Here is a 16,112-nt window from a genome sequence, read left to right on the forward strand (position 1 = left end):
AACACCCCGACCGGATTCTCAGCGAACCGGGACGGCAACTCTCAGCATCACGGCTTGCGACCGCGCTGGGGGAACGGTTTGCGGTCCGGGCGTGACCCGGCGCCGGCCCCGGCGGTCTGATAGCGGCCAGGCTGCGGAGAATCCGTGGCCGCATGCCGACCCGGCACCTGGTAGTCGGCGGCCGGTGCGTAGAGGCCCGCGGTCCGATAATCCGTGGCGCCCGGTTCGTCCTGTCCGGAGCCGCGCAGCTCGGCGGCCGCCACGGCGGCCGACTGCAGCGACCACGCCGCCCGCGAGGCCGGTTGCGGCCGAACCGGTTCGGCGACCATGGCGCGCTCGTCGACCTCGGTGAGTCCCACGTGGATGAGCAGGATGAGCGTCACCGTGCTCACGGTGATCATCAACGGCGCCAGCAGTTCCATCGCGCCGGTGCCGTGCGGCGCCACGGCATTGTCCATGTGGTGCGCGCTCATCGAGGCCATGCCGGTGTAGTGCATGCCCGTCACCGCCACGCCCATGATCAGCGCCGCGCCGAGGGTCGCCCAGATGCCCCTGATGACCAGGGTGAACCACAGCGCTACCGTGGCCGCGACCACCGCGATCACCATGGACAGCGTCACGATGCCCGGGTCGTAGTCGATGGTCGCGTCGGTGTTCATGGCGTACATGCCCGAGTAGTGCATGGCGCCCACGCCCAGCCCGGTGACCGCGCCGCCCGCGAACAGCGACAGCCGGCCGAAGGGTTCGCGCGCCACCACGAACAGCCCCATCCACACCACAGTCACCGAGATGACGGCGCTGAGCAGAGTGAGCGGCACGTTGTATCTGATCTCCGCGCCGCGAATGGAGAATCCGAGCATGGCGACGAAGTGCATGACCCAGATGCCGGTGCCGCCGATGGCGACCGCGGCCGAGATCAGCCAGCCGTTGCGTCCGTCCCCCGAGCCGGCGCGGGCGGTGCACCGCAAACCGAGCAGCGAACCGATGACGGACATGATGTAGGCCAGGACGGGGGTGACCCACCCATAGCTGAAGTGGTGAATTTCCAGCACTCGAACTCCATTGCCAGAACGGGGGTTTCGTCACATTCAGGGGTGACGGGGGCACACTACCGGGCAAGATTCGGATTGGGAAATTGAAACGGAAGGTTTCATCTAATTTCCTTCCGGCTGGCAGTAATTCGTCCCTTTCGGTCAATCCTGAGGGCCGGAACGTGCTGTGCGCGAGCGGGTTTCGCCTGACGACCCCGGCGCTCAGGTTCGCCGATATCGGCGCAGCAGGACCATGATCAGAGCGGTCGTCACCCGGTAGACGGCGACGACCGGCACGACCACCACCAGGATCAGGCGCAGGCCCGCCACCAGCACCGCGGCCGCGAGGTAACCCAGCCCCAATCCCTCGGGCGAGCCGAATCCGTGCCGGGCCGACAGGGATTCCAGTGCCGTGCGCAGGATGAGGTACGCCACAGCCAGCAGCAACGGCACCCGGATCAAACGCCAGCCGGCGCGCAGCAGCGCGGGATCGGGTCGTCTCATCGCGCCACCTCCGGACCCGAGGTGAGGAAGGCGAGCAACAGCGCGTTGCCGATCGCCCCGCCGGTGGTGAACCGCACGCGATCGCCGCTGCGCATCGGAAGACCGACGAGATCCGTGGTCCGGAATATCCGGGTGAAAACGTCACGGTGACCGAACGCCCGCGCGGGCGCGAGCGCGAAAGCGGTGGCGGACACCGAGATTCCCAGCACCAACGGACCGGAGTCGATATCGCCCGGGCCGTCCGCGCCGCCGCCGTATTCGTGCATCGCGCCGAACCCGAACAGGCTGTGCTCCTGCCGGAAGAACCCGTCCGCCAGCTCCTCGGCGAGCCCGCGATCCGCGAAACCCGCGAAATACGAGGCCAATCCGGTGCCCGAGGCGCGCCGCGCGTCGTGCGGCCGGCCGTCGACGCCCATGCGCTGCCACACCAGTCCGGTCGCGTGATCGAGCTGCACCGCCCGCACCTGCCGCCCCCAGTGCGCGAGGACCGCGGAATGGTCGACGCCGGTGGCGCGCCCGTGCACCGCGATGGCGGCGGCGACCGCGGCCACATCGGTCGGATAGGCCTCGCCCGGAAAGGTTTCCAGCAATGCGGTCGGCGCGGCCAGCAGCCGCCGCTCGAACGAGGCGACCATCGTGTCCTGCACGGCCGCCAGCTCGGGCGGGAATCCGGGATCGACCAGCCGCGCCATGCCGAGCGCGAGCGCCGGATAGGAAAGGTAGGCGTGCCCGTGCGGACTGTCGGGGACCGTCGCGGCGTCCTCGCCGTGCCAGGCCGCGGTGAACGGGCCGCGCATCTCCGGTCGCAGGCTCTTGGTCGCCGCCCGGGTCGCGACCGGTGCGTACCGATCCCGCCACTCCGGATGCGCCAGGCACACCTGCGCCAGCCCCAGAGCGGTCATCTGATGCGCGAGCAACCCCCGCATCCCGTCGATCGCTCCCGCGCCGCCGGCGCGCCGCTGATCGTCGGCCGCCTCGAAGGCGACCATCTCCTCGGCCAGCCCGCGCACCCGTCCCGGGTCCCCGCGATACCAGGCGTCGGCGTCGCGCCCGCACCACCAGGCCGGCACCAGCGCCACCACCAGCCCCGCCGCCACGATTCCGGCCACGATCGTGAGCCACCGTCGAACATCGAATGACCGGCCCACCGGGCCGTCCGCACTCCCCACGCCCCCGAACGTACCCGCCCGCGCGAATCGCCCGGCACCGCTGTGGGCCGGGCGTCGGTGGACGGTGGGAGACTGGGCGGGAACGTCTGCGGCGGTCTCGAGGGAGAATGCGAACGTGAGTGTCACGCGAGGGAACGAAGTCAGAGATCCGGTGGGTCTACCACCGGTCGTCGGGTCGGCCGCGGTCGCGGCCACTGTCGGCTGGTAGTTCGATGTCGGATCGGGAGGTGCCCGGCCGCGGATCACTACCGGGCCCCGGGGGCGACAGGTTGGACGCCGTCGAACGGCTACGCAAGAAACTCGAGAGTCTCAAGGCCGCCGAGGCCGGTTCTCCCGAGGCAGGTGACGCCGCCTCGAATCTCACCCGGCTGCCCCGCCGCCCGCGGCGCATGTCGGAGGAAGTCAGCCCGCGCAAGACCTGGCAGCCCGAGGGCCTGTCCGCCTACGATCCGGCTCCCACCCGGCCCGTGCTGCGTTCGGAACTGCAACGCGAAACCGGTTGGTGGCCCGTCGATCCCGGCCAAGCCGGCTTCACACCGCACACCGACGCCGCGAACGGCTCCGGCGAGGACGGCAGCGTCATCGATCTCGGCACGGCCCGCCGCAAACGCGCCGCCGAGGACGCCCCCGCCGCCGGCATCCGCCGCGTCGCCAAACCACGTCGCATCGGGCCCGCCGCGGGCTCCGACACCCAGGGCCACCCGACAGACGGAGATTCATGACCGACCGATTGACGCTCATGGCCGTGCACGCCCACCCCGACGACGAAGTCCTCGGCACCGGCGGGGTTTTCGCCCGCTGCGCGGCCGAAGGCATTCGCACCGTCCTGGTGACCTGCACCAACGGTGAACAGGGCGACGCACCCGGCGGCATCAAACCCGGTGAACCCGGCCACGATCCGGAGGCGGTCCGCGCGCTGCGGCTCGCCGAACTCCGGGAGTCGGCCGCGCTGTTGGGCATCGAACACGTCGAACTGCTCGGCTACCGCGACTCCGGAATGGACGGTTGGGAGGCCAACCACCGCCCCGACTCGTTCTGGAACGTCCCCGTCGACCAGGCGGCCGCCCGGCTCGCGGACCTCATGCGCCACTATCGCCCGCAGGTGGTCGTCACCTACGACGAGAACGGCAACTACGGCCACCCCGACCACATCCAGGCCAGCCGCATCACCCTGGCGGCCACCGCAGCCACCGACATCCCCGACAAGCTGTACTACACCGCGATTCCCCGCGAAAGCTCCCGGGAGATGTTCGAGCAACTGCGCGCCCAAGGCCAGCTCGACTTCGAGCCGCCGGAGGATTTCGGCACGCCGATGGACCAGATCACCACCTACGTGGACGTCGCCGCCTATGTACAGCGCAAGGTCAAGGCGCTGGAAGCCCATGCCAGCCAGGGCGACAGCGTCCCCTTCCTGCGCATGCCCTCCGACCTGCAGCAATTGATCCTGGGCACCGAGACTTTCGTCCGCCACCGCAACCGCGTCGCCGCCGCACCCGCCCAGGAGACCGATCTCTTCGCCGGCCTGCGCTGAGCACACCGTGCGCTGAACAGCGAAAAGGCCCGGCGTGAGCCGGGCCTTTTCGCTGAATCCTGGTGCGCGATACTGGGATTGAACCAGTGACCTCTTCCGTGTCAGGGAAGCGCTCTCCCGCTGAGCTAATCGCGCGGGTCTTGTTATCCTCTTCGTGAAGAAGAGGCGGCGACGGGAATCGAACCCGTGTGCACGGCTTTGCAGGCCGTTGCCTCACCACTCGGCCACACCGCCAAGCAGGCCGTGTTGGCCTCTCGAGCGGATGACGGGATTCGAACCCGCGACCCTCACCTTGGCAAGGTGATGCGCTACCAGCTGCGCTACATCCGCATGTCTCCCCGGGCGCCTCTCGGCTGTCCCGCTGACGAGAGAGAACATTAGCCGACGCCATGCGCAAGCAACAAATCGCCTGGTAGACCAGCCAAAATATGAACTACACCCATGTAGTCCCCCCGCCGCCCCGCCCCCCAGACACGCAACCCTTCGCCCATCCCACCCCACCCATGCGACACCCCCATGTCCCCCCGGCAAACCCGAAATGAACCTCATCCGCCCCACCCTCAAACCCCCGTTTCACGCCCCTATCCACCCGATTTGGTGTCCCCCCAACCGGGTGTGTAATCTTCATTCTCGTTCGACCGGCACCCCAAGCCGCCGAACAGTCGACTCGTCGACACCGACCCGGTTCTATAGCTCAGCGGGAGAGCACTCGCTTCACACGCGAGGGGTCGCTGGTTCGATCCCAGCTAGAACCACCAAAGGCAATTTGTTATTGGCTGCAGACATGTCCGTTACCTCCCTCTCTGCAGAATTCGTCGGGGAAATCGACTGGTTGTCATAGTCATAGCTCGTTCGTGATCTTGATAACGACTCGGTGGATCTATCGGCGACAGTAGCCAGAGTCTCCTTGGGCTCGTGCCGCACCTCGGCCTGCGGATCAGGGGCTTGCCCGTAGACAGCCGTGGGATCAGGGCGCCGACGAGTCCTCAGCGGGATCCTCGGTGGAATCGGCTGTCGTTGAGCGCGTGGAGGTTGCGGTACCAGCGACATCTCCCAGCTCCAAGGATTCGCCACCGGTCTGCTCAAGGGCTCTGACGCGGTCCGCAACGGACCGGTCCTCCCCTGGAGTAGTTGTGCTGTCGAGGGGACCGTCACGCAGCTGAAGGCGCTCAAAGAGCCATGTTCGGCCGGGAGAATTTCGACCTCCTACGCCGCCGCCTGCTGCTCAACTCGTGACCTGATCAGCTGCAGCACGAGTAAAACATTGTGCCTGAGCCATTTCCGGATGGCCATTGAGGTGATCTCACCAAGTTTGTTGTGTGCCTGAATGATTCGGGCATTCGTGAGTTTCGGGACTTGCCCGGACACAGGCGTGGAGTCCCAGGTAAACGGTTTCTCACCACAAGAACCTGATACCTGAAGGACTCCACGTGATTGCCTATCGTGCCATGCTCGACGTGTCTCGGGAGCTGGTCTGCCATGTTTCGCGGTTGCTGGCCGCCGAACGGCGAGCCCGCGGCACCCGCCGCGGCGCTCGGGCACTGACACCGTTTCGGCAGGCGATGTTCGTGCTGGCCTGGTTCCGGAAGCGCGAGGACCTCGAGGTGCTCGGTGCCGGGTTCGGCATCAGCCGCGGTCAAACAGCCCAGCGACGGCCGCGACCTCGATATCGACACCCGCACCCGGAACGCTCTGCTACGCGGGCTGCGCTGCCTGGCCGAACGCGGCTTCGCCCTGCTCACCGGACGCTGGCGCGCCCTGCGCCACTTCACCACCAGCCCCGAGAAAATCGGCGACATCGTCAAAGCCGCACTCGTCCTCACCCATTTCGAACACGGCCGACACCAATGAAAGTCGCTGAGATCACCTCATTGTTCGCGATGAATAACCCGGGTCCGCCCGGTGTCGGCGGGGTGTGGTTGGATGTTCCTTCGATCATCGGCAACGAGAGGAGCGCCCGTGTGTCAACCCGTCCCCTGTGAGTCCTGTGGCAAGACGACCTGGGCCGGCTGCGGTGAGCATATCGCCGAAGTGAAGGCCGTGGTACCCGCCGATCAGTGGTGCGCGGGCCACGACGCCCCGGCCGGCCGGTTCGCCGCCCGGTAGTCACTGTTGCGGCTGTTGCGCCAACGGTGAATTCACCTTGTCGACCAGCCAGCGGCCCCCGGCGCGCTGCAGCCGCATCACCATCGAGAGTTGCCCCGGCGCGGGTTTGCCCTGCGTCCCGAGGCTGGTGATGGTCTGCCCGATCACCACGATCGCCTCGGCCGAGTCGGCGCCGGCGTTGCGTACCGCGCACTGCACGTCGGTGGCCTTGGACACCACCTGGCCCTGGGTGAGCACGTCCCGCAAATCCTTGCTGGTGGAATCGAATTGCTTGCGCAGTCCCCGGTCGCGCCGTCGAGGACCGCGGTGAAATAGGAACGCCAGCGTTCCGATGATCGGGGCCAGTTCGCGGGTGGTGGCGAAACCGGAGATGGCGGCGGTGAGCGGGGACATGGTGAGCAGGTTCAGCGCCGTGAACGACTCCATGCCGACGGTGACGCCGGCGAAGCCGCACAGCGCGATCACCACGCCGATGGTCCCGCCGCCCACCACCAGCGAACCGTTGCCCCAGCCGACATCGGCGGTCAGCCGTAGGACCTCGCGGCGATAGTGCTTCAGCACGAACGGGATCGCGAGCAACGCTCGCAGAAACGTGAGCACCTGATGGCCCAGGCGCTGATTGGCCCGCACCGGGATCGCCGCGGCGCTCGCGACCAGCCGCACCGGTTTCAGCGGCGGGGGAGTGTAGGTCGAGCCCATCTCACACCACCTTCGTCGGCAGCAGTGTGTTGTAGAGCTGCGTGAGCGCCACGTTGGTGGCGAACAGCATCAGCGCCGAGCTCACCACCGCCGAGTTCACCGCATTGGCCACCCCGCCCGGGCCGCCGTGCGCGTGCAGGCCGGTATCGCAGGCGATGACCGCGGTCAGCAATCCGAAGACGGCCGCCTTGAGCACCGCGATCACCAGATCGTCGGCGACCGCGAAGGACGCGAAGGAGCCGATGAACGAACCGGGCGTGCCCGATTGGGCGTAGACGTTGAACAGGTAGGCGGTCGCGAAGCCGACGAACACGATGAACCCGCACAACAGCATGCTCACCAGCACCGCCGCCGCGATTCTCGGAGCCACCAGACGCCGCACCGGGTCCACGCCCATGACCATCATGGCGTCGATCTCCTCGCGAATGGTGCGCGAACCCAGGTCGGCGGTGATGGCCGACCCGACCGCGCCCGCGATCATCAGCGAGGTGACCAGCGGCGCGCCCTGGCGGATGATGCCCAGTCCGGCTACCGCGCCGATGAAGGTGGTCGCACCGACCTGATCGACCAGCGCTCCGACCTGAATCGACACCACCACCGCGATCGGGATCGCCACCAGCACCGTCGGCGCGGCCGAGACGCTGGTCATGAAGGCGCACTGCTTGATGAACTCGCGATACGGGAAGCGGGCGCGCAGGATCGAGATCACCAGCTGTGCCAGTGCGTCGCGGCCCAGTTCCACCTGCCGCCCAAGGGTTTCCAGCGACCGCTGCGGATGCCGCCGCCACAGCCCCCGCAGGCTCGCGCCGATCCGATCCAGCTCACCGGGCTCGGGTTCGACTGCGGGGGATTGATTTTCGAGTGTCAGCGCCATCATCTACGTCATGCACACGTTCGAGAAGGTGAGCACCGGCCAGCACACGATGGCGCCCAGGAACGAGACGATCACATCGATGCCGTGCAGCTGCTTCAGGTGCGCGGTGTGGGTCAGCGACCACACCAGCCCGATCAGCCCGTAGGGGATGCCGAGAATGATCAAGGTGCCCAGGAACTCCGACACCTTCATCTCGTAGCCGAGTATGCGATCCAAGCGTTTCAGCATGCCGTGAACGTCCTTCCGGTCCCGGTCCGCACCTCTGCACACGAACCGCCGCAGCTGCGTATGTTACTGCCGATTCTCGCGAATGTAAGTGGTTTCGGAGATCTTCTCTGCGCTCTATAGTGGTGCTGCAGCGCCTGTGACGTGTCTTTTTGGGCGGGGCATGTGAGATTAAGTTAGTAACCGTTCATCGCGATCATTACTCGGAAGGGGAACCATGACCCGCGCGGCAGCGCAGCCGTCCGGCGAGCCGGCCCTCACCCTCGACCAGACGCGCATCCCCATCCCCGGCGTGCACCGCCCCGACGGCAAGCGGTCGCCGAAACTCGAAGACGCGCTGGACTTCTGGCAGTTCTCCGGCGCGGCGGCCAACGTCGCCATGCAGATGGCCCGGCCCGGCGTCGGGCACGGCGTGGCCGACAGCAAGGTCGAGTCCGGGGCGCTCATGGTGCATCCCTGGAAACGGTTGCGCACCACGTCCTCCTACCTGGCGGTGGCGATCCTCGGCACGCCCGAGGAGAAGGCCGCCTTCCGGGACGCGGTGAATGTGGCGCACCGGCAGGTGAAGTCGGAACCCGGCGCCCCGGTCGCCTACAACGCGTTCGATCGCAACCTGCAACTGTGGGTGGCCGCGTGCCTCTACGTCGGGTTCGAGGACTCCTACCAACTGCTCAACGGCAAGATGAATCCCGAACAGGCGCAGGCGTTCTACTCGACCGCCGCGCCACTGGGCACCACCCTCCAGGTGACCGCGGAGATGTGGCCGCGTACCCGGGCCGACTTCGACGAGTACTGGCTGCGGGCGTGTGAACAGGTCGCCGCCGACGAGAAGGTCCGCGCCTTCGTCGACGACCTGCTGCACCTGCGCATGATCCACTGGTCCCTGCGGATCGTCTTCGGCGGGCTGCTGCGCTTCCTGACCGCCGGCTATCTGCCGCCGTACTTCCGCGAACAGCTCGGCGTGCAATGGTCGGCCGCCGACCAGCGCCGTTTCGAGCATCTGTTCCGGTTCGTCGGCTTCGTGAACCGCTTCATTCCCAGGTTCGTTCGCGACGCGGGCACCCGGTCGATGATGGCCGATGTCCGCCGTCGCATGCGGCGGCATCGGCAGCTGCTGTGACGGCTACACCCTCCGCGAATCCGCCGGGGCCGCCCGGCCCAGCTCGGAGGCGTCCAGGAAGCCGTTGTTGTAGTCGATGGCGCGGGTGGCCCCCAACTCCTCGTCGGGGGTGAACCGCACGGTCTCTGTCCGATCCCACAATTCCATTCCGGCCATGGCGGATTGGCAATCGCGAATACAGCGGCGGACGCCGTTGCGAATTCGCGGCGGCAGATGCAGTGCGTCCATTTCGGCGGTGATGGACTGCGCGGCGGCCTGACTGTCGGCGATTCTCACGTCGATGAGCCGGCGGACCTCCGCGACCGCTTCGGACAAATTCATACCCCGATGATCGCGGAGCGTGGTCACCATATTGATGGTGTCCTCGGCATCGTATTCCACTGCCAGCGAATGCAAATCATTCGTCAGGCACATGATATCGGCGGTGGTGGCGATGATCTCCTGATAGGACGGACCGAAATAGAGGGCGTCGGGTAATTCGGTGTGTTCGATGACTTCCGCCAGATCGACGGTCGGCAATACCGTGCTGGCATCACGGCGCAGCCGCGGATATTCCGCCGGGCCGGGGGAGCGGCCGGCCTGACGGAACGAATTCTCGCGGGCATGCCCGATGAGCCACAATTCCAGATTCAATTCGAAACGGCGTTGCCAGGCAACGGAATTCCTGGGGAAGGTGCGGGTGCACAGGTTGGACAGAGCTGCGATGACGGGTGGCACCGGCCCCGTGACACCGCGCTCGTACACCACCTGCAGGGCGGTGTGGCGCAACCGGTCGTAGTCCTCCAGCCGACCGGTGGTGATGGCCTGGTTCTGCAAATCGTCGAAAACGAAGAAGAGCGTGATCCATTCGGCGACCAGGAGCATGTCGGCGAAAGACGCGGTGGGGCACCAATATGCGGAGAATCGTGCGTAACCGAGCGATTCGAACCGTCGCGCCGCGGCATCGTCGGCGAGTAATCCGAAACGCATCGCCCAGATTTGAACTCTTTCCTGTGCTCGATCGCTCATGGAATGCCGTTGCGGCGCGAAGGGAAGCGGGATTTCCAGGTGCCGCAGATCGTGTTCGTTCATAGGTAACACTCGGGTTCGCTCGGCGGGAGGCGGAAGCCCTCCGGTTGACAGGATAACCGACATTTCGGACGATAATCATGGAATCGCAAGATCTGCAGCGCGGCAAGCTTTTTGGCATTCCGCGGCGCCCGCGGCGGGGGCCGCGCGGTGGCGTAACGTGACGAAGTCGCCGGGGTGTCCGCAAACCCCGGATGGCCTCGCGGGGAGCGGGATTCGACCGGTGGGCCGTGTGGGCGCGCCCGGATGTCGTTGTGGCAGTTGATCAGGCGGAGGGACGCCGGCGGCGGGGCTTCCATCCTCTCGATCGGTCGGCGTGGCGACGGAGTTCCGGCGGGGCCCGGCCTGCACTCCGGCTATCGGTCCGGCAAACCGGAAGACTGTACGGACCGTCCGGTCTGTTAGAGATCGATCTCACTCGGCTGACCGATCGGTACTCCCCGAGGTCACGGCCGTGGCCTTCATCTCGAACCGAATACGGATCTCTGGCGAAACCTGGTTGCTGGGGGATATGTGGTGGGAAGATTACCCGCGTGGAGCAAGCCGCATTCGGCGCTGTCGAGATCTCATCGTCCTCGACCCTTTCGCCACGTCAGGCGTTCGAGCAGTGGGAAGCCCTGATGTCGGATGCGGTCGCCCCGACGGTGATCGAGCCATTGCGCCAAGGTCACTGGCAGGGACAGATCGCCACAACGCAATTCGACGGTTTCGCCGTCTCGCGCATGCGAGCCAGTGCGCAACGGGCATTGCGGACAAAAAAGATGGTGGCGCAGTCGACCGAAGAGTTCCTGCTGGTGAATATCGTGCTCGAAGGCACCAATTGGACCGAGCAGGGCGGCCGGGTCGCCGAATGCAAGCCCGGCACCATCTCCTTCTTCGACAGCGGCCAGCCGCTCGAGAGCCGCACCACCGACAATTGCCTGTTCACCATGGTGCGCGCGCCGATGCAACTGGTCCTCGAGCATTCCGGGCTCACCCGCGAACAACTGCCGACCGCCAGTGCCGTACCCGCCACCGGTGCGCTCGGCGTGGTGACCGGATTCTTTCGCGGCCTGGCCGAACTCTCGCCCGACGAACTCAATCAGGCGGTCACCGTCTTCGGCACCGACGCCGCGGGCATGATGGCCTCGGCGCTGCTGCTCGCCAATGGCGAGACCTCACCCGCTCCTTCGGACTCGCTCTATACCCGCCAGCAGGTGCTGGCCTACATCCGCAAGCACTTCACCAACCCCGATCTCACCGTCGACGAGATCGCGCACGCCTGCCTGATCTCGCGCCGCACGCTCTACCGCGTCTGCGAGGGCTTCGGCGAACCCGGCGCCATCGTGCGCCGCACCCGAATCGCTCACGCCCGCCGCCTCATCCGCGCCGATCCCTCGCGCTCCCTCGCCGCGGTCGCCGCCGCCTCCGGCTTCGCCACCGACCGTCACTTCTACCGCGCCTTCCGCGAGGAAACCGGCCTGACCCCCGGCCAGTTCCGGGACCAACTCGGTCCGCGCGGCCGCTCCCGCTAGCCCGAATTCGCCTCAGCCTGAGCGAATCCCCCTCGGCCTGCGTATTGCGTCCCGCCGCCGTGCTGCCGGACAGGCCGTGTGCGCTCTCGATGAGAAGGTGGAGTGCTACGCGGAGAGGGGAATGTGGTGACGGCACAGCCGGAGTGGGCTCGGCAGCGCGGATTCGGGGTGCGGTTCGAATGGGGGCTCGCTGGGGCGCTGGCCCTGGGCTCCGAGTGCGCGGCCATCGTGGTGATCGACGTACTGTCGTTCACCACGGCGGTCTCCGTGGCAGTCGAGGCGGGAACTCGAGTGTTCCCCTACGCCTTCCGCGACGAGACCGCCGCCGATTTCGCCCGCGCCCACGACGCTCGACTGGCAGTGGGCCGCACCGCGGTATCCGCCGAACAGCCATGGTCGTTGTCGCCCGCCTCCTTGCGGCGAGCACCCGCCCCCCAACGCCTGGTACTGCCCTCCCCGAACGGTTCCGCGATCTCGGCAGCGGTCGCCGGCGTGCCGGTGGTCGCAGCCTCGTTGCGAAACGCGACGGCGGTAGGCCGGTGGATTGTGAAGCAGGGCTGGGGAACTGCCGAGCGCCCCGTCGGCGTGGTCGCCGCCGGAGAACACTGGCCCAAGCGCGACACCCTCCGCCCCGCCATCGAGGACTTACTCGGCGCCGGCGCGGTCATCGAAGCTGTGGCCTCCCATGGCTGGGCACCGCTTTCCCCGGAAGCCCGATGCGCGCGAGCCACCTACCTTTCGGAGCCCGACGTGCCGGCGCTGATCACCGATAGCGCATCCGGCCGCGAACTAACCGCCCTCGGATTCACCGACGACGTCACCATCGCCGCCGAAATCGACTCCAGCACCGTGGTTCCCGTCCTCATCGACGGCCTCTTCACCGACGCGACGTAAACCTCCCACCGGCCGAAGCCCATCCATCAGGAGGTCCAACAGCCGACCGCCGAGAGCCTCCTGCTGTGGTTTCGGGGCCACGGTGAAAATTCCGATCAGACTCGCCGCGACGTCTTCGGCGGTGACGTCTCGACGGATCTCGCCCACCGCCTGGCCGGCCTCGAGGAGCGTGGTGATGGCCGCCAGCAACTCGTCTCGGGTCTGGCCATGAGCGATCTCGCCCGCCTCGATCATCGCCAGCAGCGTCTCGAGCATGCCGTTCTTGGTCGCGACCCAGTCACCGAACAGATCCATCCACCGACGCATCGCCACGGCGGGAGGGCCCTGTTCCAGCAGTTGGTGGGCACCGGTCGTCAGCCCCATGACTTGGCTGCGATAAACGGCGTCGACCAGTGACTCTCTGGTCGGAAAGTGCCGGTAGAGCGTGCCGATACCCACCCCGGCCTCGCGGGCGATCGCCCGCAGGGACGGCTCGGCGTCAGCGGACGCGAACACGCGCGTCGCCACCGCGAGCAGCTGATCGCGATTGCGTGCCGCATCCGCACGTCGGGTCGGGTTCCCCGCCTCAGCCAAAACGGATCACGCTCCGCTTATGTTACAGTCGGTCATAAAGCGGAGCATAGTCCGCTTCGGGCGTTCGTCCCATACAGGAGGCAGGCGAGTATGCAGGCGCAGAGTGAAATCCGAAGCAGGGCAGTCCAACTCGATTCGTTCGGCGGCCCGGAAGTCCTCGCCGTGCGGGAGGTCCCGGTTCCGGAGGCTGGACCGGGACAGGTGCGTGTGCGCGTCCGCGCGGCCGGACTGAACCCGATGGACTGGTTCATGACCTCCGACGCCGAGACCGCCGGGCGGTTTGGCTTGACGCTGCCGGCCGGGTTCGGATCCGACTACGCGGGTGTGGTCGATCAGGTGGGAGAGGGGGTGACCGACTTCGCGCGGGGCGACCGCGTATTCGGCAGTGCCCTCTCGCGCGCGGTCGCCGACTTCGTGGTGATCGACGTGACCGCGGGCGGACCGGCGAACGAAGCCCATCACACTCCCGACGGCGTCGACGATCGCGCCGCCGCGACCCTCACCATCGCCGGCCGCACGGCCTCGGCCGCCCTGACCGTGGTCGGCGTCGGTCCTGGGGACACCGTGCTGATCGGCGGCGCCGGCGGCGGAGTCGGTGTCTTCGCCGTCCAGCTGGCCCGGATCGCCGGAGCGCGCGTCATCGGAACGGGTTCGGCGGCCTCGGCCGACTACCTGCGCGACCTGGGCGCCGAACCGGTCGCCTACGGCGACGGCCTCGAAGACCGTGTCCGTGCCCTCGCCCCCGAAGGCGTCACCGCCGCGATCGACCTCTTCGGCACCGAAACCGTCCACGCCGCAAGAACACTCGGCGTCCCCGACCCCCGCATCACCACCATCGCCACTCAAATCGAAGGCATCACCCCCGCCAACGGCGCCACCCCCGCCCCCGCCACCCTGAACCAACTAGCCAACCTCGTCGCCACCGCCCAACTCCAAGTCCCCATCGCCGCCATCTACCCCATCGACCAAATCCGCACAGCCGTCGAACTCCAGTCCGCTCGCCGAGTAAAGGGCAAGGTCGTCATCGACCTCTAGCCGCCCGTGACGAGCCCGTTGTGCCGTGCCTGTGACATGGTGTGCCAAGGGTTTCGGAATGCCTTGTCCCGGGTTGTGGTGCGAGGCAGTGTCACCGCATGTACAAGATCGCGATGGCACGAGTGCCCGACTCTGCAAATTCGAGGGCCGATGACTGAGCCACATCAGTGGTTGCCGGTACCGCAGCCCCATGCGCCACAGCCCATCCCGGGTCAGATGCCCATCCCGGTAATGCCCTTGGTGAGCGTCGGAGATATCACGGTGATGCCGGGTGTGATCGTCACGCCTTCGGGTCAAATGCCCTTGCGGGGCGCAGCGTGGAACGCGGTGGACAACTCGCGTATCGAAACCAAGATGCCAGCCTACGCAATCGTGCTGGCCATCCTGCTGTTCCCAGTCTGCTTCATCGGCCTGTTCTTCCTGCTGATCAAGGAGACCCAAGTATCGGGCTACGTCGAGGTCACGGTGGCCAGCGGAGGCCGATACCACCAGACCCTGATACCGGTCCTCGAGCGAGAAACCTTCGCAGAGGTCATGTCCCGCGTGAGCTACGCCCGCTCCGTCAGCCTGTAAGGCCGCTGTCGGCGTACCCGTAATTGCAGCCGAAGGCCGTGCGTTTGAATAACGGCTGTCAGGGCCGGAACCGCCATGTAGACGACGATCGGGATTCATGCGTTTCAGAACTCCTGGGTGCGGCGGAGGATGTCGGCGGTAACGCGGTGCGGGATCTCCATGTGGGGGCAATGCCCGACTTCGGAGTATTCGATGAGGTCTGCGGCGGGGCGCTGTCGGCGAAGTTCGTGGGCGATCGCCTGCCCGGACACTGGGTCACGCATGCCCCACAGGAACGACAGCGGTACCTCGGTGGTGGCGAGGGCGTTCTCGAATCGTGCGGCGTGCGCAGCACGTTCAGGGATATAGCGCAGCAGTCGCCGATGAATGTCACCGTGGGGATCGCCTTCACGCAGGGCGCGGTGATGTAGCCTCGCGGCGTCGTGGGAGAGAGGATGCTGCGACGAGAACACCTCGCCCCAGCTACGGGCGAACACGCTTTCGGTGAAACCTCTGGCCAGCAGCGCCCCGAGACCGGGAACGAGTAGCGCGCGCTGGGCCGGCCGTGGCCGGTACTTGTTGGCGTAGAGACCTGCGTTGAGGAAAACGCACCGCCCGAGCCCGATACCTGTCGCGTCGCCCCGGGCCAGCAGCTCGGTGGTGACGATCGCTCCGTAATCGTAGGAAACCATCGAAATCGTCATCAATCCCATTGCGGCACAAATTAATTCAACGAGATCGGCTTGTTCGAAGACGCTGTATCGATGCCCGGCGGGCTTGTCGCTGGCACCGAAGCCGAGCAGATCGACAGTCACCACGGTGTGGTGTTTCGCCAATCCAGGTTCGACGGCCGCCCACTCGAACGACGAGCCCGGAAACCCATGCAACAGCACAAGGGCCGGCCCCTCACCACTGCATCGCACGAACACCCGCCGCGCGGTGCCGCGGACCGTCACCTCGAGCAACTCTCCACCGAGATGCCACTGTCGTAGCAGGTCCGAATCCATGCCCCTCCAAGTGATTTCGATTCGACAGAGTCGTTCGGGTCGGCACCCGCCCCTGATTCCCCCGGCTCCTATCCGGACGGGGTGGGGGAGGGGGCGGGTTGCCGCCCTGGGCCCGAAATGATCATCACGACTCGCGGGTGGCCGGTCAATCCTCGAATTGGCTTGGCAATCCCCAAGGCTGGGCTTTGATCATCCTCGCGCTACCGTGAA

16 protein-coding genes, 4 tRNA genes and 1 pseudogene are annotated in these 16,112 nt (G+C 66.7%); 9 read left to right on the top strand and 12 right to left on the bottom strand.

The annotated features are described in order from the left end of the window. Positions 1–47: 47 nt before the first annotated feature. The 3 genes from D7D52_RS27480 to D7D52_RS27490 form a co-directional block, all read right to left on the bottom strand. Entirely contained in the window at positions 48–1,052 is a 1,005-nt protein-coding gene (locus D7D52_RS27480; RefSeq protein ID WP_120740911.1) for an MHYT domain-containing protein, read from the bottom strand. Between the two features lie 201 nt (positions 1,053–1,253). Beyond that, positions 1,254–1,535 carry a hypothetical protein gene (locus D7D52_RS27485; protein WP_120740913.1) on the bottom strand — a complete coding sequence of 94 codons (282 nt, stop codon included), beginning with the start codon at positions 1,533–1,535 and terminating at the stop codon, positions 1,254–1,256. Next, the gene (locus D7D52_RS27490) at positions 1,532–2,644 is read right to left on the bottom strand and encodes a hypothetical protein (RefSeq protein ID WP_120740915.1); all 1,113 of its coding nucleotides are present in this window, start codon (positions 2,642–2,644) and stop codon (positions 1,532–1,534) included. Before D7D52_RS27490 ends, D7D52_RS27485 begins: the two co-directional genes overlap by 4 nt. 329 nt (positions 2,645–2,973) lie before the next feature. On the opposite strand from D7D52_RS27490, the gene D7D52_RS27495 reads away from it, so the two are divergent. Further along, positions 2,974–3,426 carry a hypothetical protein gene (locus D7D52_RS27495; protein WP_120740917.1) on the top strand — a complete coding sequence of 151 codons (453 nt, stop codon included), beginning with the start codon at positions 2,974–2,976 and terminating at the stop codon, positions 3,424–3,426. Continuing rightward, on the top strand, positions 3,423–4,235 hold the full coding sequence (locus D7D52_RS27500; protein WP_120740920.1) for a PIG-L family deacetylase: 813 nt from the start codon (positions 3,423–3,425) through the stop codon (positions 4,233–4,235). The genes D7D52_RS27495 and D7D52_RS27500 overlap by 4 nt, the downstream gene beginning before the upstream one ends. A 60-nt stretch (positions 4,236–4,295) precedes the next feature. Here the strand turns inward: D7D52_RS27500 and D7D52_RS27505 are convergent. The 3 genes from D7D52_RS27505 to D7D52_RS27515 all read right to left on the bottom strand — a co-directional run bounded on the left by D7D52_RS27505 (position 4,296) and on the right by D7D52_RS27515 (position 4,565). Continuing rightward, a tRNA-Val gene (locus D7D52_RS27505) sits at positions 4,296–4,370 on the bottom strand. A 28-nt stretch (positions 4,371–4,398) separates the two neighbouring features. Continuing rightward, positions 4,399–4,469, bottom strand: a tRNA-Cys gene (locus D7D52_RS27510). Positions 4,470–4,492: 23 nt separating this feature from the next. Continuing rightward, positions 4,493–4,565, bottom strand: a tRNA-Gly gene (locus D7D52_RS27515). A gap of 353 nt (positions 4,566–4,918) precedes the next feature. Here D7D52_RS27515 and D7D52_RS27520 point away from each other — a divergent pair. Both D7D52_RS27520 and D7D52_RS40420 read left to right on the top strand, forming a co-directional pair. Further along, positions 4,919–4,993 (top strand) — tRNA-Val (locus D7D52_RS27520). Positions 4,994–5,846: 853 nt separating this feature from the next. Further along, entirely contained in the window at positions 5,847–6,086 is a 240-nt protein-coding gene (locus D7D52_RS40420) for a transposase family protein (protein ID WP_425464571.1), read from the top strand. Between the two features lie 255 nt (positions 6,087–6,341). On the opposite strand, the gene D7D52_RS39495 is transcribed toward D7D52_RS40420, so the two are convergent. Genes D7D52_RS39495 through D7D52_RS27545 form a run of 3 tightly spaced genes read right to left on the bottom strand, consistent with a single transcriptional unit; the run spans position 6,342 to position 8,142 of the window. Continuing rightward, complete coding sequence (locus D7D52_RS39495) at positions 6,342–7,040, bottom strand: ABC transporter permease (RefSeq protein WP_246023335.1); 699 nt, start codon at positions 7,038–7,040, stop codon at positions 6,342–6,344. 1 nt (position 7,041) lies between these two features. Next, entirely contained in the window at positions 7,042–7,914 is an 873-nt protein-coding gene (locus D7D52_RS27540) for an MlaE family ABC transporter permease (RefSeq protein WP_120744514.1), read from the bottom strand. Positions 7,915–7,917: 3 nt separating this feature from the next. Further along, the gene (locus D7D52_RS27545; RefSeq protein ID WP_120740922.1) at positions 7,918–8,142 is read right to left on the bottom strand and encodes a hypothetical protein; all 225 of its coding nucleotides are present in this window, start codon (positions 8,140–8,142) and stop codon (positions 7,918–7,920) included. A 214-nt stretch (positions 8,143–8,356) separates the two neighbouring features. Here D7D52_RS27545 and D7D52_RS27550 point away from each other — a divergent pair, with 214 nt between their 5' ends. Then, positions 8,357–9,259 carry an oxygenase MpaB family protein gene (locus D7D52_RS27550; RefSeq protein WP_120740924.1) on the top strand — a complete coding sequence of 301 codons (903 nt, stop codon included), beginning with the start codon at positions 8,357–8,359 and terminating at the stop codon, positions 9,257–9,259. Between the two features lie 3 nt (positions 9,260–9,262). Here the strand turns inward: D7D52_RS27550 and D7D52_RS27555 are convergent, their stop codons facing one another. Beyond that, on the bottom strand, positions 9,263–10,330 hold the full coding sequence (locus D7D52_RS27555) for a terpene synthase family protein (protein WP_120740926.1): 1,068 nt from the start codon (positions 10,328–10,330) through the stop codon (positions 9,263–9,265). Positions 10,331–10,860: 530 nt separating this feature from the next. On the opposite strand from D7D52_RS27555, the gene D7D52_RS27560 reads away from it, so the two are divergent. Both D7D52_RS27560 and D7D52_RS27565 read left to right on the top strand, forming a co-directional pair. Next, positions 10,861–11,841, top strand: coding sequence for an AraC-like ligand-binding domain-containing protein (locus D7D52_RS27560; RefSeq protein ID WP_162958581.1), 981 nt, complete (start codon positions 10,861–10,863; stop codon positions 11,839–11,841). 126 nt (positions 11,842–11,967) lie between these two features. Next, positions 11,968–12,735: a 2-phosphosulfolactate phosphatase gene (locus D7D52_RS27565; RefSeq protein ID WP_120744515.1), complete on the top strand. Its 768-nt coding sequence runs from the start codon at positions 11,968–11,970 to the stop codon at positions 12,733–12,735. Positions 12,736–12,744: 9 nt separating this feature from the next. On the opposite strand, the pseudogene D7D52_RS27570 reads toward D7D52_RS27565, so the two are convergent. Continuing rightward, positions 12,745–13,308: pseudogene (locus D7D52_RS27570) on the bottom strand (TetR/AcrR family transcriptional regulator); the annotation flags it as partial. Positions 13,309–13,398: 90 nt separating this feature from the next. Here D7D52_RS27570 and D7D52_RS27575 point away from each other — a divergent pair. Beyond that, a complete protein-coding gene (locus D7D52_RS27575; RefSeq protein ID WP_120740934.1) occupies positions 13,399–14,343 on the top strand; it encodes an NADP-dependent oxidoreductase in 945 nt (314 codons plus the stop codon). Positions 14,344–14,697: 354 nt separating this feature from the next. Further along, on the top strand, positions 14,698–14,916 hold the full coding sequence (locus D7D52_RS38045; protein ID WP_162958582.1) for a hypothetical protein: 219 nt from the start codon (positions 14,698–14,700) through the stop codon (positions 14,914–14,916). 104 nt (positions 14,917–15,020) lie between these two features. Here the strand turns inward: D7D52_RS38045 and D7D52_RS27585 are convergent, their stop codons facing one another. Next, positions 15,021–15,902 (bottom strand): alpha/beta fold hydrolase, encoded by an 882-nt coding sequence (locus tag D7D52_RS27585; RefSeq protein ID WP_120740941.1) that lies wholly within the window; start codon positions 15,900–15,902, stop codon positions 15,021–15,023. Positions 15,903–16,112: the final 210 nt, after the last annotated feature.

Origin of the sequence: Nocardia yunnanensis (assembly GCF_003626895.1) — a bacterium.
Lineage (GTDB): Bacteria > Actinomycetota > Actinomycetes > Mycobacteriales > Mycobacteriaceae > Nocardia > Nocardia yunnanensis.

What these genes read in the sequence shown, in the direction of transcription:
- D7D52_RS27550 (WP_120740924.1), top strand. Translation starts at nt 8,357, where the DNA reads ATGACCCGCGCGGCAGCGCAGCCGTCCGGCGAGCCGGCCCTCACCCTC.
- D7D52_RS27500 (WP_120740920.1), top strand. Translation starts at nt 3,423, where the DNA reads ATGACCGACCGATTGACGCTCATGGCCGTGCACGCCCACCCCGACGAC.
- D7D52_RS39495 (WP_246023335.1), bottom strand. Translation starts at nt 7,040, where the DNA reads ATGGGCTCGACCTACACTCCCCCGCCGCTGAAACCGGTGCGGCTGGTC.
- D7D52_RS27545 (WP_120740922.1), bottom strand. Translation starts at nt 8,142, where the DNA reads ATGCTGAAACGCTTGGATCGCATACTCGGCTACGAGATGAAGGTGTCG.
- D7D52_RS27555 (WP_120740926.1), bottom strand. Translation starts at nt 10,330, where the DNA reads ATGAACGAACACGATCTGCGGCACCTGGAAATCCCGCTTCCCTTCGCG.
- D7D52_RS27540 (WP_120744514.1), bottom strand. Translation starts at nt 7,914, where the DNA reads ATGGCGCTGACACTCGAAAATCAATCCCCCGCAGTCGAACCCGAGCCC.
- D7D52_RS27585 (WP_120740941.1), bottom strand. Translation starts at nt 15,902, where the DNA reads ATGGATTCGGACCTGCTACGACAGTGGCATCTCGGTGGAGAGTTGCTC.
- D7D52_RS38045 (WP_162958582.1), top strand. Translation starts at nt 14,698, where the DNA reads ATGCCAGCCTACGCAATCGTGCTGGCCATCCTGCTGTTCCCAGTCTGC.
- D7D52_RS27575 (WP_120740934.1), top strand. Translation starts at nt 13,399, where the DNA reads ATGCAGGCGCAGAGTGAAATCCGAAGCAGGGCAGTCCAACTCGATTCG.
- D7D52_RS27485 (WP_120740913.1), bottom strand. Translation starts at nt 1,535, where the DNA reads ATGAGACGACCCGATCCCGCGCTGCTGCGCGCCGGCTGGCGTTTGATC.